Here is a 21,676-nt window from a genome sequence, read left to right as displayed (position 1 = left end):
ATGAATATGAAAAATAAAAATCTAACCATCAAAGACATCAGTGAACTATCAGGTGTATCCATTCGAACGGTATCAAGGGTTATTAACAATCATCCTAATGTGAAAACCAAGACAAGGGAAAAAGTGCAGGCAATCTTAGATGAAACGCACTTCAATGTTAATATTTATGCAAAAAATTTGAGAGTCAAATCCATCTACCACATTATTGTCAGTGTGGAAAAACAAAACACGCCTTTCATTGGACAATGGTACATGAATTTATTTCAAAGTTTGAATGGATATGCCAAAAAGTATGGATACAAACTAATCCTTCACCAAATTGATCATTTAGATACCAACCGCAATTCGATCTTTGCTGAAGGGATAGCAGACGGCTTACTACAGCTGAATACGAGGAAAAAACCATCGACAGACCACACACAAAGGGAAGATGATCTGCCGACAGTCACGTTGGGCAAATCATTAATCAATCAAAAAAACCCTTATGTGGATATCGATAATTATGATGCCATTTATAATGCGGTCATTTATCTAAAGAATCTTGGCTGCCGAAAGATTCACTTCTATTTAGGAAGCCTGGCGTATACAGTGAACGAAGAAAGGCAACAGGGATTCATAGATGGGGTAACCCGCTTTCAATTAGAACATGAAATCATCACAGACATTCGCACCTCTCAAGATGGGTACAATCATGTCATGAGCGTGCCTAAAGAGAAAATGCCTGATGGAATAATTGTATCGGGAGACGAGAAAGCGCTGGGAGTATTAAAAGCGCTCAACATCAGAAAAATAGCGATTCCAGAACAAACGAAAGTGGTTGGATTTGATGGCATTCCGATGTCGGCGTATTATTCCCCTTCGCTCACGACCATCGATCAGAATTCAGATGAAATAGCGAAAGCAATGATTGAATCCCTTAAAGATATTTTTGAAGGAAAGACGCCACCGTCTAAAATTATTAAAAGTAACTTTATCATCAGAGAAACGACTGAAACACCATAAATGAAGCGGGGAGAGACCATATGAAACTGGGCATTGTAATAAATGTTTACGTAGCAGCAGACAAAAACGTCTATCATACTTTTGATCATCCGACTTATCTTGATGAATTTGAAAAGGTTGAAACGCTCTCCCACACCATTCAATCGATTAATGCGTTAGCGGCGATTGAAGAGGATGTTAAACTTTATCTGTTCGGGATAGATGTTTCCAAAGCGACTGCCAATGACGCGATCATCGAGGCAAAAATCAACAAAATTGTCGAAACTTCAAAATACCCGTATGAAATTATCACAAATAGCCATATTGCTGGGAATCAAAAAAAATATGATTCAGATTTTTATTCAGTGGAGAACTATTCGACGATTCGCAACCAGGGGTTCTTATATGCGGCAGAAGATGACATGGATTATGTCATTCAAATTGACGATGATGAAATACTGAGAGAATCGTATCTTGTCACGCTGAGGGCATTACTATGCCAGCATAGCGATAAATCCATTTTTACTGCGCCGTACGAGAAGAACAGAACAGTGATGATCACAACGAAAGACGATTTGAAAAGCTGGGAAAAGTTTTCTTCGATGAATAAAGACATGACAAAACTTATGAGTGATCCTACGATTAAAGAGTCTATATTTGGTTTTGGAGGGAATATGATTATCCACAAGGATGTATTTGAAACCATGTTTCACCCAGAAGATGTGACGCGGGGCGAAGATTTTTCATTTTTGTTAGCCACAAGGCTATTGTATGAAAACGGCAATGCGTTAACAGCCACGAACAAACATGATGCGCGGTATCGTTCATTCTTCGTACCGGATCAAGCCTTAACGATTATTCACAAACCTCCTTATGAAGCCAAAAAAGAGTATTTGTTCTATCTGGAAAAAAACCTGACACGTTTTATATATGATTGGGGAAGATTCAAGTCTCAAAGTCATTTGGATAGCCAGGGTTTAGAATCATTGTCCTTTTACATGAGCAAAATGATCGATCATCACAACATGAAAGATAAGGTGGGGGAAATCCTTGAAGAACTATCGGCCAGGCATGATAACAAAAAGCTGAATGAATTAAGAGATAAACTCTACCTGATAATAGATCAAGTGAGCCAAGAAAACCTGTATGAAAAATTTGCCAGGAGGCAAAAAGAGTACACCGATCTGGTGAAAACAATTAAGACTGCTTCAAACAACCGATCACACTAACAGTACGTTTCAGGCGCAACTGAATATGTGTCAGAATGGTTGCTGTCAGATCGTCCATTGATCATGGACGATGCCCCGCAAGATCCAGCTGCCATGCTGTTCTTCCAATACAAGCCGCAGACTGCACCAGTCGATTCCTCCATAGTCGGGATCAAAGCCTGTAAAGTGAAACTCCACAAACTCGGCAGCAGGATACACCTCACTCAGATTAATGAGGGAGTTGCCGGTGCCAACAATGGTGTTGTTGCCAATCAGGTGAGGGCTGGCAAAATGCTGATCATAAATGAAACGGTCATAATATTGGGCAAAGGTTTTATCAATGGGGTGCCCGGAGCCGTCAAAACCGCCCCAGGTATACACGGTTGAATCCTGGAGAAGGGTTTCCAATTCCTGGGGCAAAAAAACCAAATCCTCGCTCACATTAACGTAACCATAAGGGGAGAAACGAATGCCTTCATCTGGGTCCACATAGAGGGCCACAGCTTCAAAATCCTGGTTGGCGATGAGCTCTACCAATGTCAGGGCTGTCATCAGCAAAGATTCGGAGGCAGCTTGGTTCAGTTGGTTTTCCAGAAAAGACACCTGGCTGTCCAGCTGCTCCTTTTCTTCTCGCAGTGCTGCAATCAGGACATGCTGTTCTTCAATGGTTGTCTGCAAATTGGCGGTTTCTGCGTCGCGGGACGCGTCATTGGGGGTGTTCGCCGGTGAGGATGTGCAGCCTGTGAGCAGCAGCTGGGCTGCCAACAGCACCGGCAACAAAGGGGTAAGTGATTGAACTTTTCTCATGGGGATCCGCTCCTTGTGATAGGGATTGAATGACGCCACCATCAACGACTGATCGATTTTTTTCGTCCATCACTTCATCAAGATTCTTATGGTCATTCCCCTGACTGGCACAACCACACCATTTCCGCAGCCGGGTCCAGCAGGGGAATGGCAGTGACACCCTCCAGAGAAGCCTTCAGGTAAGGGAAGTGGGTGCAGCCGAGAATCAGCACTTCCACTGCCGCTGCTTCAAAAAACCGCACCAGCTGCAGAAGTCCGAATGAGCGAAGAATCTCCCGGGGATCTGTCCCTTTTTCAATTTCAACGGCAATTTCAAGCATGGCGGCGCCGATCACTTGGGCCGCCTCATTTTGTGTCAAAATTACTTTTTCGATGCCGCCCAGTGACTGACAGTTGGCGGCCATAAGACCCATGCGCCGGTACCGGTCAGCTCCCAGACGATAAACATCCAGAGGCGTGATCACCCGCAGGCCGGTTTCCTCAGCCGCCGCGGCGGGGTCGATGGCAGCGCTGAGAGAATTGCAGTACAGGCAGACAGTGTGAATATCGTGATCCTGCTTCAAACGGTTTAGCTCATTCACCACCATGCGATGAAGCTTAAAGGGTGAAAGAATTTGAAGGGCCGAAGCCTCCTCCGGGGTGTCGGAAATCCCCCGGGCAACGGTGGTCACACCCTGCTGCTGAAAAAAAGCTTCCCCCAGGCGGGCGTCAAAATGAGTGCCGCCGATGATCCCCACGGGCCGGTTGATGGAGGGGGCATCATTGACTGAAGAAGTATTTGGCGAAGGCATAGAATCACTCCCTTTTGGTTATTTTGTGATAGTGCTGCTATAAATATGTAGACGATAGAGGCTCGAAGGATGTTTCACGGCTGAATGCTTTGCTCTAGTAGGCTGGATTCACGCACTTGATCCAGGGGAAGGTGTGATGGATGCCGGCCAACCCCTTTTGAGCTTGATACTGACAATGAGGATGACACTGTCAACAGTTTTGTGCTCATGGTGTCAACGGGTGAGGCCGCACCTGGCGGGCCACCTGCAAAAACGCCTGCACCACAGGAGAAGCCAATTGCCGGTGGGTGGTGACCAGATGAATGTTGCGGTATACCCGGGGTTTTAGAGGAAGCCGATCCACTTCATAGGCGGTCTTGGCCAGCGCCGATTCAGCCACCAGCGTGATCCCCAGCCCCACCTCCACCATGGCGAAAACCGTTGACATCAGCTGAAACCGGTATTTGATGCGGGGGCGCACCTGGTGAGCCTGAAAGAGCTGTTCCAGATAAGTGTCCTGGGCATTGTCGGGCATGATGAGGGGGTAATGAGACAGTGCTTCCAGTGGCAGTGACCCGCAGAGTCGGGCAGGCGCTTCAGCCAGTACGCTGCTGTGGTGACGGGGCAGCACTGCCACCACTTCATCCACAAAATAGGGGAGGGCATAAAACCGGTCATCCAAGTGGGTATCCAGCAAAAACCCCACATCAATTCGTGCCTGAAGCAATTGCTCCTTAATCATTTCATACCCATCGTCGAAAAAATCAATGGCAATATTGGGATACCGTTCATCAAAAACTTTGAAAATGTCAGGCAGAATACGGGTGGAGGCACTGGCAAAGCTGCCTACCCGAAGTTTGCCCGACTCCAGTTGATTCACGGCATGTACCTGGTTCAGCAGCCGGTCTTCGGCCGCCACCAGGGCATCCACATAGGGAATCATGGAGATGCCTTCCTCGGTTGGGCGAACAGCCCCTTTTGATCGGTGAAAGAGAAGGAATCCCATTTCCTTTTCCAGGGCAGCGACCGCATGACTGACGGCAGACTGTGTCAGGTGAAGGGCTTCCGCCGCTAAAGTAAAACTTCCTGTTTCAATGATTTTCTGAAAGATGCGATAACGCATGTCGCCACCCTTTCATGAATAAGTCTCATGCCAGCAATTAAAAACATTCATTTTACTAATGCTGCTGTTTCCATTATAATCATGATTACAAGAAGAATGCAAGTTATTCCAAGAAAGATGATTCTACCTTTGACCTCAACCAAAAATCATCAACAAATAACATCACCTAGCATCACCTAGCATCACCTAGCATCACTTAACATCACTTAACATCACCTAACATCACCTCAAAGAGCAGCTAATCTCCGATGCATAGAGATGGTGATGAAACCGGAACATCGAAACTGGGTCACCTTAATGAGCGGCGGTGCCGCAGCAACCCACATGAAAGGTTGGGGTAAGATGAGCGTTGTGAACATGATAATCAGACCAAAAGGTCAACCATTCACCAAATCCTTGTTCTGGCTTTTTCCCAAGCTCATCATTGGTCTTTTTTTGGCAGCACTGGGAACGGTGATGATGATTCACGCCAACATCGGGCTGTTCCCCTGGGGAATTCTCAATGCGGGGCTGGTGAATGTCACCGGTGTTTCCTTTGGTGTCTGGAGCCAGATCATCGGATTGTTCATCATCATTATGATGACGCTGTTCAAATTCTATCCTGGTATCGGCACGATTTTCGACATGTTTTTTGTGGGTTTTTTCATCGATCTGCTGGAGCTGATGGCAGTGGTGCCCACGCCTTCGGGCCTGGTGTCTCAGGTGGGCTTCTCCATGGCGGGGCTTTTCGTTCTTTCCTATGGGGTATCTCTCTACATGAGCTGCGGCTTGGGAGCCGGCCCCCGGGATGGGCTGATGCTCATGCTCATGAAACTGACCAGTAAATCAGCAGGGGTGGTGAAAACCGCCATCGAAGTGACTGTCACCCTGTTAGGTCTGGCACTGGGCGGTCCCTTTGGGTTTGGCACCATTCTGCTGGCACTGACAGGCGGTAAAGTGATGGCCATGGTCTTTCAATGGACAGGTTTTGACGCTCACGCTGTTGAACAGAAAAATGTGGTGCAGTTTTGGCGGGAACATGTGGCACCCCGGCGAGTCGCCGGCGAAAGACCGGTTACCGCCATGGATGAAAGCCTCTAAATATGCCATCAAAGCTATATATCGCGGTTATTCTCTTGAATATCTAAAATAGCTTAAGCATCTTATAGCATTTTAAGCACCTTAAGCATTTTAGCCACTTGATAACAACTTGATAACAACTTGATAACGATTTGACAGGAACTTGATAACAGTTCGGTAAAAAAGCCATTTAAATCACTGACTCCAGGAACCACTTCTGCGGCCAGTGATTTTTTTGTGGTTTAGAAAAGCATCAGAAAAAGAACTGTAGATAAAGGCAGTACAGGGTTTTGTTCGTCTGAAAGTGAAAACAGATTTCATGATTAATACAGGGGTTTGTGGTGTAAGATACTTACAACAATAGTCGGAGATTGTTAGCTGAACGGTTGGATTGACCCGATGGAAAGTAAGCGTCAATTACTGCCCACATAGACCTTGAACCGCTGCCCTGATACAATGAACTAAACCAACGGCTTAGCACCACTGAAGCAAGAAGCTGGCAGCGCTTTTGACCAGGGAAGGACATTTTCCATCGCTACTGGATCGGTCAGATCCATGTTGGGGAGTTTTTCAAATAGGTGCATTAGATAGTGAAAAGGACTCAGACCATTGGCTTTGGCCGTTTCCACAATGCTGTAGATAATGGCACTGGCCTTAGCTCCCTTGGGAGTGTTGGCAAAGAGCCAGTTCTTTCGACCGATGACAAAGGGCTTGATGCCCCGCTCTGCCCGGTTGTTGGAGATTTCCAGCCGGCCATCCAGGAGAATCCCTTCCAGTCGGGGCCACTGATTTAAGCAGTAAGTGATGACTTTTCCCAGGGGTGACTTGGGAAGGGCGGCACGTTTGTTTTCTTTGAGCCACGCCAAGAAAGCCTCCAGCACAGGCCGTGACTGTTCCAGGCGGGCAGTGTAACGGTCTTCTGGCGAAAGGTCTTTCAACTCCCTTTCCAGCTCAAAGAGCCGGTTGCAAAAGGCCAGCCCTTCGGAGGACCTGGTATGGGAGAGGGGTTCCTTCTCCTTGGTGAGCACCTTCAAGGCATCGGTGAACATACGCCGAGCATGAGCCTTATTCGAGAAGTAAGATAAGGCTCATTATCCGAGCAATATGATTATCCAAGAAGAAATGTTAAAAATCGCCTAATTTCAAGAGACTTTCTGCTTTTTCTCGGATAACCTAACCATGATCTGACCTAAGCCTATGATTTATCTAATCGACAAGAAATCCGGCAGCTCATTTTTGTCTTTAGATTCTCTCGTTTCTTCAGAGTCATGAAAGAACCATTTTTCATTCCATTCTTTCAAGTGTTTATCCACCACGTTCTTTGACAATTCTGCATAGATTTGCGTTGTTTGGAGCGATGCGTGACCAAGAAAATTCTTTATGACTACAATTGGAACACCAGCTTCCAGCATGTGACTTGCAGTTGAGTGCCTCATGGAATGAGGTGGATAACTGTCTTCTTTGAACAAGCTTGGATTCTCAACCTTAGCCTGTCGTACGTATTTCTTAAAAATCCCTTCAACGCAGGAAATAGTCATGTGCTCATGGGTTTGACTTGAGAAAACATGCTTGTCAGGCTTTGCGTTCAGTCGGCGGTGCGAAATGTATTTCTGCAGCATCTTTGAGCAATTGTCTGGAATACCAACGCGCCTTGACTTCCCGCCTTTCCCTTTGATGTTCAGGGTAGCTCCTTTTGTGTTAAACTGTACGCTTCCTACCGTCAGGTCGCATAGTTCCTGTGCTCTTGCTCCACTTGCATACATTAAGCTAAGTAGCACCTTGTCTCTGAGGCCGATATTCTTACTGTCGTTAGGTAAGCGAAGGAGTATTGAGACTTCCTGCACGGATAGCACCGCTCTTTGCTTTTTCTGAGCTTTTTTCACGGGAATTTTAATAACACCGCTTCGAAATACTGAAGCAGCAGCAAAATCCCGGTTCTGAGCATAGTCCGAAAAAGACATGATAGCTGAAAGTCTCTGGTTTTTTGTTGATGCACTGCAGCCACGATCCTTCTCTATCCAGTCAAGGAATTCTGTCAGGGTTTGAAAATCCAGTTGTTCAAAGGAGATCTTATCGGCAGGAATTCCCTTTGTGGAATACATGAACTCCAGTAGTAACCGAAAAGCATATTTGTAGGATGTAACCGTGTGAGGGCTTGCTCCAATGGAACAGGGCATGTAGCTTGTAAAAAAACTGTTCAGCAACTCCAAAAATCGCGAAGGTTTATTCACTAAAATTCACCTCCGGAAATACTTGCGCAGTGTAACCATCAAACAGTTCCATGGCATCCGGAAACATTTCGCTGCTAAACTTCATGTATTTTTCTGTTTCTTTCAGACTGTCATGCCCCAGATAGATGGAAAGGTATGGAACAATGTCATCAATTCTGCGACCTTCTTGTTCTGCCTTAGCAAAAGACTGGAATACAAACACATGCCTAAGGCAATGCAAGCATGGGCCTCTCTGATGTTTCTTTCTTCCAAGCAGGAAGATATTACCCTGTTCCAGTATGAAATCGAACTTATGCTGGGTATTATGTGCAGTCACCGGCTCCGTCGGATCCGAGGTGGGAAAAAGATATGCTTCGGGACAACCGATCATCCCCATGGCCATGCAGTATTGTCTCATGATTTTTGTCAAAGAAGGATGCATAGGTGAAAGCCTTTGCTTATCACCTTTAGTGTGCCTCAGTGTCAGCACACCGATATCAAAATCTACATCTTTTACTCTTAACGAAAGCGTTTCACCGATGCGAAGCCCGCATCCACACATGAGGCGCAAAATCATCGGAAACTCCACGTGAATAAGATTATTCTTTCGTGGTTTTGTCTTTTGCAAGGTATCTGCAATGGAGAATATAAGTTTCAATTCACCATCAGAGAATATATACGGAATGTAATCATCGCTGACCTTTGGAACTGGTGGAATATAAGCATTAACTCCATATCCCTTAAGGTACACCAGAAAGGTTTTGATAACACGCACCACGTTGGCAATAGAACTGCTCTTTCCTCCAAGGGTACTACTCCAGCCGGTCATCTGTTCTTCTGTGAGATTCTTATCGTCACAATTGATAGAACAGAGGTAGTTGTCTAAAAACCTAAACGTGTGGCAATCGTGGTCATAGGTGCTTTTGCTTTTTGTTTCTTTGCGAAGTGCCAAGAAATCGGTAATTTCATCTTGCAATACACTCCTAAACTGGATCATGGCCGTTCACCTTCAAGGAATGCTTTAAATGAGCCCGTCGGTTCTGGTACTTCTATGGCACACTCACGCAGCTTTTCTATGTTGAGCTTTGCATAGTGCTTTATTGCATCGGGATCAGAATGTCCCAAGATAGTCCTGACAGCTTCGTATGGAACATTATCATTGACCATTGAACTGGCCAAAGATGACCTAAATGTATGAGGGCCATGCTTTCGTGCGGATATATCAATGCCGGCTAAATCAAAATACTTTGCTGTTGCAAATCGAAGGACAGAAGTGGTGATTCCCTGGTAGGGTGCTCTGTGTCGCAAGAATACCGACTTAATTGCTACACTGGGACGTACATTGCTAATGTATTCAGTCAATGCTTTTTTGACTTCCAACAACATCGGGAGTTGTAGCATCTCTCCGTTCTTCTGTTGTATGAAACAAATTTCTTCGTGCTCAAAATCCAGCTCATCCAGAGACAGCTTTGCGATATCTCCAGATCTCATACCCAGCCTTGTCGTCAAGAGCAGCATTGCATAGTCTCTCTTACCAACATCACTTGAGCGGTTGACGGCAGCCTCAAATCTACAGACTTCTTCTTCACTAAAGGTTTCTGGTATTTTAACGGGTTGTTTGTATCGTGGAACAAGTGGTGAAAAATCTGTTTCGAGCATTCCTCTGCTGCTTAAAAATATCAGGAATGCTCTGACCACGTCCAAAGTATCCTTGTTCTTGATTGCCAGGCAAGCTCGCGTGATGCAAGCTGCGTTCAAGGATAGAATGTCTAAACACCCAAGTGACATGCATTTTCTAAAGAAAACGCGAACACATCGTTTCTTCTTCTCGATAGTGTTTTCCTTGTTACCCGATTCAGCACACGCTGTAGCATACAGAACCAACACATGCTCATAATTTCTTGGCATCTGATCTATTTTCTGTTTCTCCTGAATTTGATAATCCTTGCCGCAATAAAAGTCATTTAGCCTTCGGATTGTTGTGAATATAAATCTTTGCCGTGAGGAGCCCAGTTCATTCTCAGCAATGTAGATTTCGTAGTACTGTATGCCAATTTCGGGAGTGTATACATCGATACCTTGTTTAACCATAAAAGAGTCAATTTTTCTGAGTGTCCGGCGATAGTTGCACAACGTCAGTTTAGCATAAGACTTTTCCTCGAGATCTTGCAATAATTCGTCAAGCAATCCTCCAAACGATAGGTTTCTAATTTCTTCTGGATTCACAATAATACCTCCTTAGAATGTTTGTAATCCCATTCTATCGGAGATGAGTATTATTGGAGAAGATATCAGATTGAGTCGGTTTTTACGCTGCTTTCAGATATCCTCTCGGATAATCATATTGCTCGGATAATGAGCCCAACAGCCGATGACTTTCACCCCGGGAATCTGATTGTAGCCCTGATACCCGTCAGTGTGCAGATACCCCTTGAAGCCTTTCAGGAAGGCGTCAAGGGTGTTTGCTGGCCTGGGTGGTCTGGTAGCCATACAGGCGGATGGGAACATTTCAAACACATCAATGAAAGACAGGATGTAGAAGCTTCTTTCTTCACCATGGATGTAACCGTACTTGATATCTCCCTGCCACAACTGATTGGGACCTGTGACAAAGCGATTTCTTGCCAATACTCGGGGAGACTTTCTTTTAGGCTTCCTTGCAGGCTTAAGAAGATGGGCTTCTTTGCACAAACGATACACCTTTTTCTTGTTAATGTGGATATGGTGCTTTGCTCGCAAGCAAAAGGTGAGTTTTCGATACCCATAGTTATATCCTTCGCCGGCAACGATGTCTTCTAACAATTTCTTCAGCCCAGGATCATCATATTTTGTGCCCTTTAGGTCGTAGCTGTATCTTGTAACACTGGAAGGAACCACTGCCAGGACTGGTTTCCCCTTACATTCGCCCAATGCGGTGAGTCGGCAGTAGGAAGCTCTGGACAGCCCGACAAGATGGCACAGCAGTTGAACCCGATAGCCCATGGCGTGCCACTTTATCAATACCTGGGTTTTCTTCAGGGAGGTCAGTGGTTTTTTAGCATATCCCGAAGAACTGCGATTTCAAGGTTCTTTTCTTCCAGTCAATTTTTAAGACGGTCCAGTTCTTTCTGAGCTTCTTCTGGCAACAAAAGCGGGGGCGAAGACTGCTTTTTATGACCAAACTGGCTTGTCTCCACATATTCCTTACGCCATCGACTGAGGAGAGCGGGGTGGATCCCTGTTTCTTCACTGATTTCATGTAAGGACTGTCCTTTCAGAGAGCGACTGACCATCTGCAGTTTTTCTTCATCACTGTATTTTCGGCGACTTCCCATGAGAGACACCTCCTTAATGACCTAATAGTATTATAGTGTAGTTTTTAAGTTGCGGGTGTCTTGGTTTTTAAGGGGGCCAAGGGGCATTTCCCCTGTGCGAAGGCGCCTTTAAACTCAGAATAGAATTGAATATTAGTCATACTGATTAATGACTTTTGCTATCATTTTTGAAAAAGCTGGTTGTTAAAGTATAGCCAAATAGTATTTGAAAAATATTCAATGCGGTGATTCTCAAATGAACTAATAATTGGAGTATATGTGATAATACTGGAATCCTTAAATAATATATCCATGATCCGACTGATAAAAATAAAGCTGGTATGCAAATTATGAATAATTTATATTTATCTACTTTCCAACTTCCCTCCTTCTTTTTTTCATTCAAAAAGTAATCATAAGCGAGTAATATTCCTACCCCGCTGTTAAAAGCCATTGTAACAATCATATTTATCACAATAAGTGGATTGTAGGTCTGCATTCGGTAGTGATTAATATAATCTTCAATGTATTGTCCTACTAATGCATATATGACGAATATTAACAAGGTAATTAAATGATGAAAAGCTATTTTTTTTGACATAGTAACCTCCCGTGTTAATACGCAACATCTAAACCAAGTAACTATCATTAAGTCCCATGTAAGCACCATTATTCGTATTTGACCACGATTATATTGTTTTCCATCTATTATCGACGTATTGTTGCAAACTAATTGTGATTCCAAGGGAATCCACATTACTAGCTGTTAAGTAAGATGAAACCGACACTTAACCGTTTGAAGCGATGTCAAAATTGTTTTGAAACAATATAGCATGCGCAAACAAAGGATTGATTGATTCTTCAGAATTTACACTTGACCTCCTCTCAAATTCATCAAATGCATAAACTGGTCCTGTGAACATACAGATCATTAATATAACAATCAGCATTTAATAATTTTTAACTTTGCCATATGATCACCTCCTTGTAATTAAGAACGGAGTAATCATATAATCTGTTACATTAAAAATTGTTTTTTTAACTTTAAGCTTTCCGCCATTCTGACAATCGTTTCTTCATCAACTTTTCCAATCAGATAAAAAGTATGCAAATCATCGTGCCAAAACAAAGTTCTTAATCCCTCTTTTTCTACGTAAGCGTCAATTACTGTCCACATAGACCCTGAACCACTGCCCTGATAAAATGAACTAAACCAGCGGCTTAGCACCACTGAAGCAAGAAGCCGGCAACGCTTTTGACCAGGGAAGAACATTCTCCATCACTGCTGGATCGATCAGATCCATGTTGGGGAGTTTTTCAAATAGGTAAGACTCAGCCATTGGCTTTGGCAGTTTCTACAATGATGTAGATAATGGCACTGGCTTTGGCTCCCTTGGAGGTGTTGGCAAAGAGCCAGTTCTTCCGGCCAATGACAAAGGGTTTGATGCCCCGATCTGCCCGATTGTTGGACATTTCCAGTCGGCCATCCCTTCCAGCCGGAGCCACTGGTTTAAGCAGTAAGTAATGGCTTTTCCCAGGGGTGACTTGGGAAGGGCGGAGGTTTGTTTTCTTTCAGCCACGCCAAGAAGGCCTCCAGCACAGGCCTTGACTGTTCCAGGCGGGCAGTGTAACGGTCTTCTGGCAACTCCCTTTCCAGCTCAAAGAGCCGGTTGCAGAACACATACAGGCCTCTGGAAAAGGTATCCAGCTGAAAGTGTTCCTGAACAATGACGGACAGGCAGTCAATGGATTTTCTGAGATCGGTGGGTCCCACAGCCAGGTACACTTGGATGACTTCACCAAGGAGCTGGGAATCAAACCCATCTGTGACTTCAATGGTGATAGTTCCCATTCGAAGGGTGATGCCAACAGAAGTAGGTGGATTCTGATTTAAACGCACCCATTGGGGCTGGTGCTGTCCTTTGCCTGACGGTTCAGTTTCCTGATCCAGTATTTCAAAGTGTGAAGGTTCAACTGGTTTTCTTCGCACCAGACCTTTGCAGGTTTATCACTGCTCCGGTATGCTTCAACTTGGCTGATTTGCAGTTCGCGGATGGTTGCATGATTCATGGTCCATCGCTTTCTTTGATGCTATTATCTCATTGTGGAGGGATTATGAACATGTGGGGAAGGTTTGACGCTTACATAATCAGACCAAAAGGTCAGCCATTCACCAAATCTTTGTTCTGTCTTTTTCCCAAGCTCATCATTGGTCTTTTTCTCGCAGCGCTGGGAACGGTGATGATGATTCACGCCAATATCGGGCTGTTCCCCTGGGGAATTCTCAACGCGGGGCTGGCGAATGTCACCGGTATTTCTTTTGGTGTCTGGAGCCAGATCATCGGGTTGTTCATCATCGTTATGATGACGCTGTTCAAATTCTATCCCGGTATCGGCACGATTTTCGACATGTTTTTTGTGGGTTTTTTCATCGATCTGCTGGAGCTGATGGCAGTGGTGCCCACGCCTTCGGGCCTGGTGTCTCAGGTGGGTTTCTCCATGGCAGGGCTTTTCGTTCTTTCCTATGGGGTATCTCTCTACATGAGCTGCGGCTTGGGAGCCAGCCCCAGGGATGGGCTGATGCTCACGCTGTTGAACAGAAAAATGTGGTGCAGTTTTGGCGGGATCATGTGGCACCCCGGCGAGTCGCCAGCCAAAGTACTTTCTCAGAGGGGCTGTCAGATAAAATGGTGTAACATGAATGACAGCGAAACAGGCAGAGAAATAGAGAAACAGAGAAATAGAGAATCAGAGAAATAGAGCAGTAGAGCAGTAGATAGATTAACAAATGCATCAATAAACGGATCAACACATACAAAAGCACTGGTTCTCAGGAGACATTCCTGGAACCGGTGCTTTTTCGCTGTGCGCCCGGCATGGGCGCAGTCTAACGGGTGAAAGTCCCGAACACGCCCGGTAGTGGGAAGTGTATAGCCAAGGCCAAGCGCGTCCATCGTGAGGTGGAGTGTAAAGGAAGGCGACGGCAAATCTCTGGCCTGACGAACAGAAATCGCATCAGGCATAAACTGAGGATAAGGCCGCCTAACAGGTCAAAGTCCAATAACTACCCAGAATCAGTTTGTGTAAATGCGGCAGGTAGATGGAGAGAAAGACTGCGACCCTTACCCGGGGAGGCCTCACGGACGGCAGAGGCGTATTTGCCGAACCCGGTTGGAAAAGATTTATCGTGAGGAGTCAGATGAAGCCATAGTAGCAGTACAGAAAATAGTGCTGTGAAGGGCGGAACCCTTGGAGGTGATAGTCAATGAAAGTTACCAAGAACCAGAATGATAGCAGAAAACACTGTGAGAGCAGTGGCTGGCCGCAAAGGGATAGTGCGGAACACGAAGAGTATGCGGGAGCGCTTACCAGTTCAAGGATAACTGAAAACAACATCACCAACGCCGACAGATCCAAAGATGGAATGCTGGAGGAAATCCTGTGCCCCAAAAACCTTAACCAAGCCTACAAACGGGTTAAGAAGAACAAAGGAGCAGGCGGAGTCGACGGGATGAAAGTGGAAGAACTTCTACAATATCTCCAAGACAACAAAGAAGAACTCCGGCAGACCATCAAGGACGGAAAATACCGTCCACAACCCGTACGGCGGGTAGAAATACCCAAAGAAAACGGGAAGAAAAGAAAGTTGGGAATACCAACAGCCGTAGACCGAGTCATACAACAGGCCATTGCACAGATTCTGACGCCAATCTATAAACCACAGTTCTCAAAGAACAGTTTCGGGTTCCAGCCAGGAAAAAGCACCCATGATGCCGTTAAGGCATGCCAGGAAAACATTCGCGACGGATACAAATACGTCGTGGACATGGATCTGGAAAAGTTCTTCGACACAGTGAACCAAAGTAAATTGGTGGAGATACTGGCGCGGAGTATCAAGGACGGGAGAGTCATCTCTCTCATCCATAAATACCTGCAAGCCGGAGCCATCACAAGGGGCCGATTCGAAGAAACAAAACTGGGCGTACCACAGGGAGGACCACTTAGTCCCCTTTGTAGCAACATCCTGCTGAACGAACTGGATAGAGAACTGGGACGCAGAGGGCACAGGTTTGTCCGCTACGCGGATGACCTGCTCATCTTCTGCAAAAGCAAAAGAGCGGCAGAAAGAACACTAAAGAACATCATCCCCTTCGTGGAAGGAAAACTATTTCTCAAAGTGAACCGGGAAAAGACACAAGTAGCCTATGTAGGCAAGGTAAAATTCTTAGGGTATGCGTTCTACATCAACAGCAAGAAAGAAGCGAGTTTGCGAGTACACCCCAAAAGCGTAGCAAGGATGAAAGACAGAATACGCCACATCACATCACGAAGCAACGGAATGGGATACGAGCAAAGAAAAGTAAAACTCAAACAGTTCATTACCGGATGGGTGAATTACTTTAAACTCGCAGACATGAAAAGCCTGCTGCAAAGAATAGACCAATGGTTACGGAGACGTACTCGAATGGTAATTTGGAAACAGTGGAAAAGAGTAAGAACGCGATATACCATGCTCAGAAAACTGAAAATCATAGACTGGGTAGCAAGGGAAGGCGCAAACATGAGAAAGGGCTACTGGCGCTGTGCCCGTAACCCAATTATCGCCAAAGCCCTCTCTGCTGAGAGACTTAAAAAGGCAGGATATCTCAATTTTCTCAACTATTATGAGACTGTTCGTGTGTAAACAAGGGAGGAGCCGTATACCGAACGGTACGTACGGTTCTGTGGGAGGTCGGCTGACCCACTAAGGGTCAGCCATCTACCCGATTCCGATGACTCCCACCGCTTATTTCCCTCTTCAGAAAGAGGGCGATAAGCGGTGCTACGTCCCGGGATAATGCATTCTAATAGTTTTCAGATGAAAAAAGGGACGGATCACTCCGCCCCTTCTGGTGTAGCATGACAGTTGCCTATCGATTTAAGTGGTTTCCCGCACCTCTCATGAATCCTTTTTCATTCGTTCTTCCAAAGCCAATAGACAAAGGATCTTTTACGTTCTGACCGATAGCGTCACTGGTACAGTTTTCCATTCTCTCGGTGATCAGAGCTTTGAATTCAACGGCTTGCGCTTCAGTCAACCGGCCCAGGTTCACCAGTTCGTCAATGCGCTCCAGTTTGAAATTCAGGCGCTCTTCCACGGAACTGGTCATATCCCGCAGCTGTGCACCATTGGCATTTCCTCTGCCTGGCGTGTCGGCAAAAGCCATGGAAGCACTGAGTCCAACAACCAATAAACTGACGGCGGCTACTTGTAATACTTTTTTCATTTCATCACATCTTCTTTAATCTATTTGTTTGATCATACAAGTTCATTATAGTGGGAGAATGTGATGGTTTTGTGATGGAAGTATGTGGAAATTAAAAAATGAACGGATTAGGGTGAAACGTTAACAGCTGAAGATTATAAGATAAAAATCTGATTGCATTTAACAATAGACAAAATTATAATACATGGTAGGTAGATCATAAAATGGTTACATATTCTGTTTCATTTCTACCCAATCAGCATAAAGCCGGGTTGGTTCAAATAAGAAGTAAACTGCAACAAACTGCAATGGCATGTATGTGCCAGAATGCCATGAAGAGCTGGAAAAATGAAGAAACTGAACCATAATGGATGGGGAAAGGATGTTCATTGATGACCAGAAAAGGGAAATGGACATACATCGCAGTTGTGGGCATCCTTGTCTTTATGCTCCTCGCAATAAATGTGATTACCAGAGGCTCTCCGGACCTTTCTGTTCAGTTTCGCAACGATATACCACACTATGATGCTTTGTTGCCCATAACAGATGAGCCTCTGCACATTGCTTATGAACTCCAGGCTCAGGCATTATTGGAAGCAGGTGTTGCAAAAGAATATCGCAGAGATTTTATCAGTACCATCATCATTGCAGTTGACAGAGATCTGGTCAGTGATCAAATAAGCGGTTGGCGCTGTTTGGAAAAGGGTGACTATGCAGTTTACTTTCCTTACAGGTTTCAACTGAGCCATGTAGTGTTTGGTTCCAGTCTGCAGGCCATGTCGATTGGCCTGGATGGCAACAATGGTGAAAACACCAATTCGCTGCGTCTTTTACGGTTGCTTCACAATGAGGGACGACTGGTGTCTGGTGAACCTGAAGTGGCACCGGTGGCGATTCTCTTTGACCACCAGGCTGCACAATTGATAAAGGAAGGAAAACGACTGGAAATAATTGTGCCGGAAGAAGGCACACTGTCATTACCCGTGGGGATTATGAGCACGCAGTCAACCCAACTGCCGCTGGTAAGTCCGGGTGATTTAATGGGAGCAGGCTTCCGCCTTCCCAACGGTGACTGTGACCTTGGCATATACCCGGATGAAGGTGCATATGCTGTTGCTTCCATAGCAGATCATCGCCCTGGAGAAACACTAAAAACTGTCTTTTACATTGCAGATTTTCGCAGAAAGGTGCTTAGAGAACGGCTGCTGACACCCTCCAATGGCCTGGAAAACACACTGTCTTACCTGGGCTTTATGATGGTAATTGTTGTGTGGAGCGGCTTTCTGCTAATGCGTATCTCTGAAAAAGCATCGCAGCAGAAGTTGTTTGCAATCAGTGGTTTGCTGCTGTTCTGGATGTTGGTCCGCACAATAAAAATAATGACACAAAGCAGTCCCTTCGACCGGGCCCTTTGGTATCTGTTTTATATACCACTTACATTCCTTCCCGTTCTACTGCTCTGGGTGGGACAAATACTGATCAACACAGATAGCAGCCCCATGGGCCGGCGACTGAGAAACGCCAGCATGCTGGTATCATGCCTGCTCTCATTGTTGGTGCTTACCAACGATGTTCATCAAAGGGTGTTTTACTTCTACCGTGGAACCAGTGGTAACATGTATGACCTGTACTACTCTTACGGATGGGTTTATTATTTCATTTTCTTTTGGTCATTCTTCCTTATATTTGTCTTTGTGTTCTTAGCCATGAAAGAAAAAACCGAATCAAAGTGGAAAAGAGCCGTACCACTGCTATTGTTGCTGACGGCTTCCACCGTTTACTTTGGTGGGTATTCCCTGGGCATTTCCCTCATGAGACAATCAGAATTCAGCATTGCCTACGGAATATTTGCACTTGCGTTTCTGGAGATTTGTTTTCGCAACAGACTCATTCCAAATAACACACAGCTGGGCAAACTATTGCACAAGGCACCTGTAAACCTGCACATACTTTCCGACACAATGCAGGTTGAATATGAAACAGAATGTGCCAGGCAGTTGCCTGAAACCCTGGCTGAGCATTTGAAGCAGCAAATGGCAAAGGAAAACTTGTCAATGAGCTTTAGGTTACCAGGATGTGAGAATTATCTCTATGACGTTAACCGGATCCAGGGAGGTTATGCTGTTGTCACCCAGTCTCTTGACACGGTGATTCAAATGAGAAAAACCCTGGAGCAGCAAAACAGGACAATTGAAGGGCAGAACCAGGTATTAACCCGCACCCTGAACATAGAAGGTGAACTTGTTCGACTGCGGACACAACAACAGCTTTACGACCAAATAGAGACAGTGGTAAAAGACAAGGTGAAGACCATCAACAGCCATGTAAACCAATGGTTCAAGAAGGAAGGTGCTGAAAGAAATACCGATGTTATGCAACGGCGACTGGCACACATAAAAGTGATTGTCAATTACTGCAAACGTCGCATCCAACTGGCATTGCTTGAAGCCGGGGGTGAAGACTGCAGCGGGGCTGAAATAGCCCTGTGGTTGAGGGAGTCACTGTGGGAAGCTGAAAACATGGGCATCATGGGCATGGTAACGGAAACGGACAACATTACCTTAAGCAGCAAATCTGCATCCATATTGTATGACGACTTCCAGGAGTTACTGGAAAGCCCCCTCCTAACAACTCCGGCTGTCATCCTCCTTCACCTGTCAGTAGAAGAAGGGGATCTTGTGGTACGCATTGCCTTGGAAACAAAGGGGGCATGGAAAGTTGCCGGATTAAAGGAAGTCCCGGCTTTTAGAAGAATTTCATCAGTGACTGGGGTAACCCTTACTTTTGCTCATAATGAGGATGAACTAATCATCGATTTAAAACTGCCTGGGGGAGGTCAAGCCAATGATTGAACTATACCGGCTGGCACCAGTGACCCGGATCTATTTTTCAGTTCTCCTGATACTGGCATTTGTGATCCAAGCCATACGGCTTCATTTCATGCATTACCAGAGAACACATAAGGCATCAAAACTGATCGGGGCCTTCGAAGTATTCCTGTGGATTTACTTACTATCATCAATTTTGCAACTAACCATTACCATGTATCATCGCAATTATCCTGCGGGGTATTTTTACCAGTGCCGGTACCTGGCCATTCCCTTGGTCATTCTGGGATTTTGGATTCAGGTGGCGGAGCATAAGAGTGAGCCGATGCTCTGCGCTCTGCTGACAGCCACACTGCTGCCGGGTTTTTATACGGACTACACCCACACACTATTCCTTGGAATAAACCTCTACATACTGCTGCGTAGTGCGGTGATGTTGGATGCAGAATGGGGCATCATCAAAAATCATGTGACCAAGCTGTCTGTCAAAGAAGCAGTGAATGCTTATCCCGGAGGCATACTCTATGCCAATGCCCGTGGGAGCACGTTAATCTTAAACCCTTCCATGAAAAACCTGTTCATGTCCCTTGACATCAATCCGGAACTGGATATTGTAGAAATGTGGGAAACATTGGTTAATAATGAAAGCACCGGGCATGTTAGGGTGCAAAAACTGGACAGGGACAAAGTACTGATCCGGCTGAAAGATGACAGGGCGTGGCTGTTATCCCTGCAAATGATCGAAGTAAGCAGAAAACAGTACTGGCAACTGCTTGCCTTCGACATCACCAGTGAAGACCTGATGAACAGAGAGCTGGAAGCCAACTACCATAGGCTGAAGCAGACTGAAGGGAAGCTGATGAACTCCTTGGAGCAGGTGGAACAGTTGGTGAAAGAGAGAGAAATTGTGGAGCTTAAAACCAGGGTACATGATATTCTGGGTCAGCGCCTTACGATACTGAACCGGCTGCTGGACAAGGACGTGGACTGGGAAGACGGCCTCAAACACATCAAATCGCTGGTGGAAGACCTGACACAAGACGTGGTAAGCCCAACGGAAAAATCACCTGAGCACTTGCTGATGTCCATAACCCAGTCCTACGCAACCATCGGCACCCAGGTTCATCTGGAAGGAACCCTGCCTCCTGATACGGAAGCGGCCTTTACTATTCTTCAAGTCATACGGGAGAGTGCCACCAACGCAGTGCGCCACGGCGCCGCGGACAATGTGTATGTCGCCCTGGAAGATCATGGGAACCATTTCACATTAAAAGTACGCAATGACGGAACACCGCCCCGGGAACCCATAAGAGAAGGGGGAGGGCTGGCTGGTATGCGCAGGCAGATTGAGTCCCTCTCGGGCAAATTCATATATAACACCAATCCGGGTTTCACCATCTGCGCCCATGTGCCAACCACAGGAAGGGAGAATGTGTATGATCAAAGTACTCATTGTGGAAGACCAGGTGATTGTGAGAGATTCGCTGACCAGCCTCATTGATGCCCAGCCAGACATGAAAGTGGTGGCCGGTATCGGAAGTGCTGGAAAAGCAATGGAAGCCTGCAGGACAAGTTCTCCTGACCTGGTGTTGATGGACGTCAGGACAGAACACAACGAGAACGGCATTGTTGCAGCAGATAAGCTTCGAACTGTCTTTCCGGAGATCAAGGTCATCATCATGACTGGAATGCCGGAAATCACGTACCTTGACTCAGCCCGAAAAGCCGGGGTGGACAGTTTTCTCTATAAAAACGTACACAGCGAAACCCTTCTCACGACCATCCGCAGCACCATGGAGGGCTATGGTACCTTTCCCGGCAAATCACCTTCAGTGCTGCCAGGCAATCTGACATTTACCAAAACGGAAATCAATGTGTTGAAACTGGTCTGCAAAGCAAAAAGCAGAAAAGAAATAGCCAAAGAACTGATCATGTCAGAGGGTTCAGTAAAAGCCGTTATCACCAACATTCTTAACAAAACCGGCTATGACAGCATCATGAAATTTGCTGTTTATGCCGTGTCAAATGGATATATCCTGCCAGATGATTAACCAGTGGCAGTCATGAAACAAGGGGGACGAACCCCCTTTTTTTTTATGCAAATATCCGGTGCCTGCCTGGTAAGTAGAAAACGTGGACATATGTCCTGCG

19 protein-coding genes and 5 pseudogenes are annotated in these 21,676 nt (G+C 45.6%); 8 read left to right on the top strand and 16 right to left on the bottom strand.

All coding sequences use genetic code 11. From position 1 onward, the window contains the following. Positions 1 to 6 precede the first annotated feature (6 nt). A complete protein-coding gene (locus QOL74_RS14320) occupies positions 7 to 1,002 on the top strand; it encodes a LacI family DNA-binding transcriptional regulator (RefSeq protein WP_283410179.1) in 996 nt (331 codons plus the stop codon). Positions 1,003 to 1,022: 20 nt separating this feature from the next. Beyond that, on the top strand, positions 1,023 to 2,210 hold the full coding sequence (locus tag QOL74_RS14315) for a hypothetical protein (protein ID WP_283410178.1): 1,188 nt from the start codon (positions 1,023 to 1,025) through the stop codon (positions 2,208 to 2,210). A 45-nt stretch (positions 2,211 to 2,255) separates the two neighbouring features. On the opposite strand, the gene QOL74_RS14310 is transcribed toward QOL74_RS14315, so the two are convergent. The 3 genes from QOL74_RS14310 to QOL74_RS14300 all read right to left on the bottom strand — a co-directional run bounded on the left by QOL74_RS14310 (position 2,256) and on the right by QOL74_RS14300 (position 4,889). After that, positions 2,256 to 2,996: a hypothetical protein gene (locus tag QOL74_RS14310; RefSeq protein ID WP_283410177.1), complete on the bottom strand. Its 741-nt coding sequence runs from the start codon at positions 2,994 to 2,996 to the stop codon at positions 2,256 to 2,258. Between the two features lie 92 nt (positions 2,997 to 3,088). After that, a complete protein-coding gene (locus tag QOL74_RS14305; RefSeq protein ID WP_283410176.1) occupies positions 3,089 to 3,787 on the bottom strand; it encodes an aspartate/glutamate racemase family protein in 699 nt (232 codons plus the stop codon). Between the two features lie 205 nt (positions 3,788 to 3,992). Continuing rightward, positions 3,993 to 4,889, bottom strand: a complete 897-nt coding sequence (locus QOL74_RS14300) for a LysR family transcriptional regulator (protein ID WP_283410175.1) — start codon at positions 4,887 to 4,889, stop codon at positions 3,993 to 3,995. Between the two features lie 264 nt (positions 4,890 to 5,153). Here QOL74_RS14300 and QOL74_RS14295 point away from each other — a divergent pair, with 264 nt between their 5' ends. Next, positions 5,154 to 5,969 carry a YczE/YyaS/YitT family protein gene (locus QOL74_RS14295; RefSeq protein WP_283410174.1) on the top strand — a complete coding sequence of 272 codons (816 nt, stop codon included), beginning with the start codon at positions 5,154 to 5,156 and terminating at the stop codon, positions 5,967 to 5,969. A 440-nt stretch (positions 5,970 to 6,409) separates the two neighbouring features. On the opposite strand, the pseudogene QOL74_RS14290 reads toward QOL74_RS14295, so the two are convergent. The 12 genes and pseudogenes from QOL74_RS14290 to tnpA form a co-directional block, all read right to left on the bottom strand. Next, positions 6,410 to 7,012: pseudogene (locus QOL74_RS14290) on the bottom strand (IS66 family transposase); the annotation flags it as partial. Positions 7,013 to 7,150: 138 nt separating this feature from the next. Beyond that, positions 7,151 to 8,179 carry a tyrosine-type recombinase/integrase gene (locus tag QOL74_RS14285; RefSeq protein ID WP_283410173.1) on the bottom strand — a complete coding sequence of 343 codons (1,029 nt, stop codon included), beginning with the start codon at positions 8,177 to 8,179 and terminating at the stop codon, positions 7,151 to 7,153. After that, positions 8,172 to 9,155, bottom strand: coding sequence for a tyrosine-type recombinase/integrase (locus QOL74_RS14280; protein WP_283410172.1), 984 nt, complete (start codon positions 9,153 to 9,155; stop codon positions 8,172 to 8,174). Before QOL74_RS14280 ends, QOL74_RS14285 begins: the two co-directional genes overlap by 8 nt. Then, a complete protein-coding gene (locus QOL74_RS14275) occupies positions 9,152 to 10,384 on the bottom strand; it encodes a tyrosine-type recombinase/integrase (RefSeq protein WP_283410171.1) in 1,233 nt (410 codons plus the stop codon). The genes QOL74_RS14280 and QOL74_RS14275 overlap by 4 nt, the downstream gene beginning before the upstream one ends. Before the next feature lie 129 nt (positions 10,385 to 10,513). Then, positions 10,514 to 10,661, bottom strand: a pseudogene (locus tag QOL74_RS14270) (IS66 family transposase); the annotation flags it as partial. A gap of 155 nt (positions 10,662 to 10,816) precedes the next feature. After that, positions 10,817 to 11,140: pseudogene (locus tag QOL74_RS14265) on the bottom strand (helix-turn-helix domain-containing protein); the annotation flags it as partial. A gap of 98 nt (positions 11,141 to 11,238) precedes the next feature. Next, positions 11,239 to 11,472 carry a transposase gene (locus tag QOL74_RS14260; protein ID WP_283410170.1) on the bottom strand — a complete coding sequence of 78 codons (234 nt, stop codon included), beginning with the start codon at positions 11,470 to 11,472 and terminating at the stop codon, positions 11,239 to 11,241. Positions 11,473 to 11,617: 145 nt separating this feature from the next. Next, positions 11,618 to 12,052 (bottom strand): hypothetical protein, encoded by a 435-nt coding sequence (locus QOL74_RS14255; protein ID WP_283410169.1) that lies wholly within the window; start codon positions 12,050 to 12,052, stop codon positions 11,618 to 11,620. A gap of 417 nt (positions 12,053 to 12,469) precedes the next feature. Continuing rightward, the gene (locus tag QOL74_RS14250; RefSeq protein ID WP_283410238.1) at positions 12,470 to 12,724 is read right to left on the bottom strand and encodes a hypothetical protein; all 255 of its coding nucleotides are present in this window, start codon (positions 12,722 to 12,724) and stop codon (positions 12,470 to 12,472) included. Beyond that, a pseudogene (locus tag QOL74_RS14245) lies at positions 12,660 to 13,129 on the bottom strand (IS66 family transposase); the annotation flags it as partial. The pseudogene QOL74_RS14245 and the gene QOL74_RS14250, both read right to left, overlap by 65 nt. Before the next feature lie 45 nt (positions 13,130 to 13,174). Then, positions 13,175 to 13,303, bottom strand: a pseudogene (locus tag QOL74_RS14240) (hypothetical protein); the annotation flags it as partial. Positions 13,304 to 13,341: 38 nt separating this feature from the next. Further along, a complete protein-coding gene (gene tnpA, locus QOL74_RS18490) occupies positions 13,342 to 13,521 on the bottom strand; it encodes an IS66 family insertion sequence element accessory protein TnpA (RefSeq protein WP_430383876.1) in 180 nt (59 codons plus the stop codon). 51 nt (positions 13,522 to 13,572) lie between these two features. Here tnpA and QOL74_RS14235 point away from each other — a divergent pair, with 51 nt between their 5' ends. Beyond that, a complete protein-coding gene (locus QOL74_RS14235) occupies positions 13,573 to 14,211 on the top strand; it encodes a YczE/YyaS/YitT family protein (RefSeq protein WP_283410168.1) in 639 nt (212 codons plus the stop codon). A 505-nt stretch (positions 14,212 to 14,716) separates the two neighbouring features. Further along, positions 14,717 to 16,135 carry a group II intron reverse transcriptase/maturase gene (ltrA, locus tag QOL74_RS14230; protein ID WP_283410167.1) on the top strand — a complete coding sequence of 473 codons (1,419 nt, stop codon included), beginning with the start codon at positions 14,717 to 14,719 and terminating at the stop codon, positions 16,133 to 16,135. Positions 16,136 to 16,361: 226 nt separating this feature from the next. Here ltrA and QOL74_RS14225 read toward each other — a convergent pair whose 3' ends face one another. After that, positions 16,362 to 16,718 (bottom strand): hypothetical protein, encoded by a 357-nt coding sequence (locus QOL74_RS14225; RefSeq protein ID WP_283410166.1) that lies wholly within the window; start codon positions 16,716 to 16,718, stop codon positions 16,362 to 16,364. Between the two features lie 371 nt (positions 16,719 to 17,089). Here QOL74_RS14225 and QOL74_RS14220 point away from each other — a divergent pair, with 371 nt between their 5' ends. From QOL74_RS14220 to QOL74_RS14210, 3 genes are read left to right on the top strand one after another with little or no spacing between them, the layout of a single operon-like run. After that, positions 17,090 to 19,549 carry a histidine kinase N-terminal 7TM domain-containing protein gene (locus tag QOL74_RS14220; RefSeq protein WP_283410165.1) on the top strand — a complete coding sequence of 820 codons (2,460 nt, stop codon included), beginning with the start codon at positions 17,090 to 17,092 and terminating at the stop codon, positions 19,547 to 19,549. Continuing rightward, the gene (locus tag QOL74_RS14215) at positions 19,542 to 21,026 is read left to right on the top strand and encodes a sensor histidine kinase (RefSeq protein ID WP_283410164.1); all 1,485 of its coding nucleotides are present in this window, start codon (positions 19,542 to 19,544) and stop codon (positions 21,024 to 21,026) included. Before QOL74_RS14220 ends, QOL74_RS14215 begins: the two co-directional genes overlap by 8 nt. Then, positions 20,962 to 21,576 (top strand): response regulator transcription factor, encoded by a 615-nt coding sequence (locus QOL74_RS14210; RefSeq protein ID WP_283410163.1) that lies wholly within the window; start codon positions 20,962 to 20,964, stop codon positions 21,574 to 21,576. Before QOL74_RS14215 ends, QOL74_RS14210 begins: the two co-directional genes overlap by 65 nt. Positions 21,577 to 21,676 lie beyond the last annotated feature (100 nt).

It is taken from the genome of Anoxynatronum buryatiense, assembly GCF_900182905.1.
Taxonomy (GTDB): domain Bacteria; phylum Bacillota; class Clostridia; order Peptostreptococcales; family Tindalliaceae; genus Anoxynatronum; species Anoxynatronum buryatiense.
Note: the sequence above shows the minus strand (reverse complement) of the source record. Positions and strands in the feature narration are given on the sequence as shown.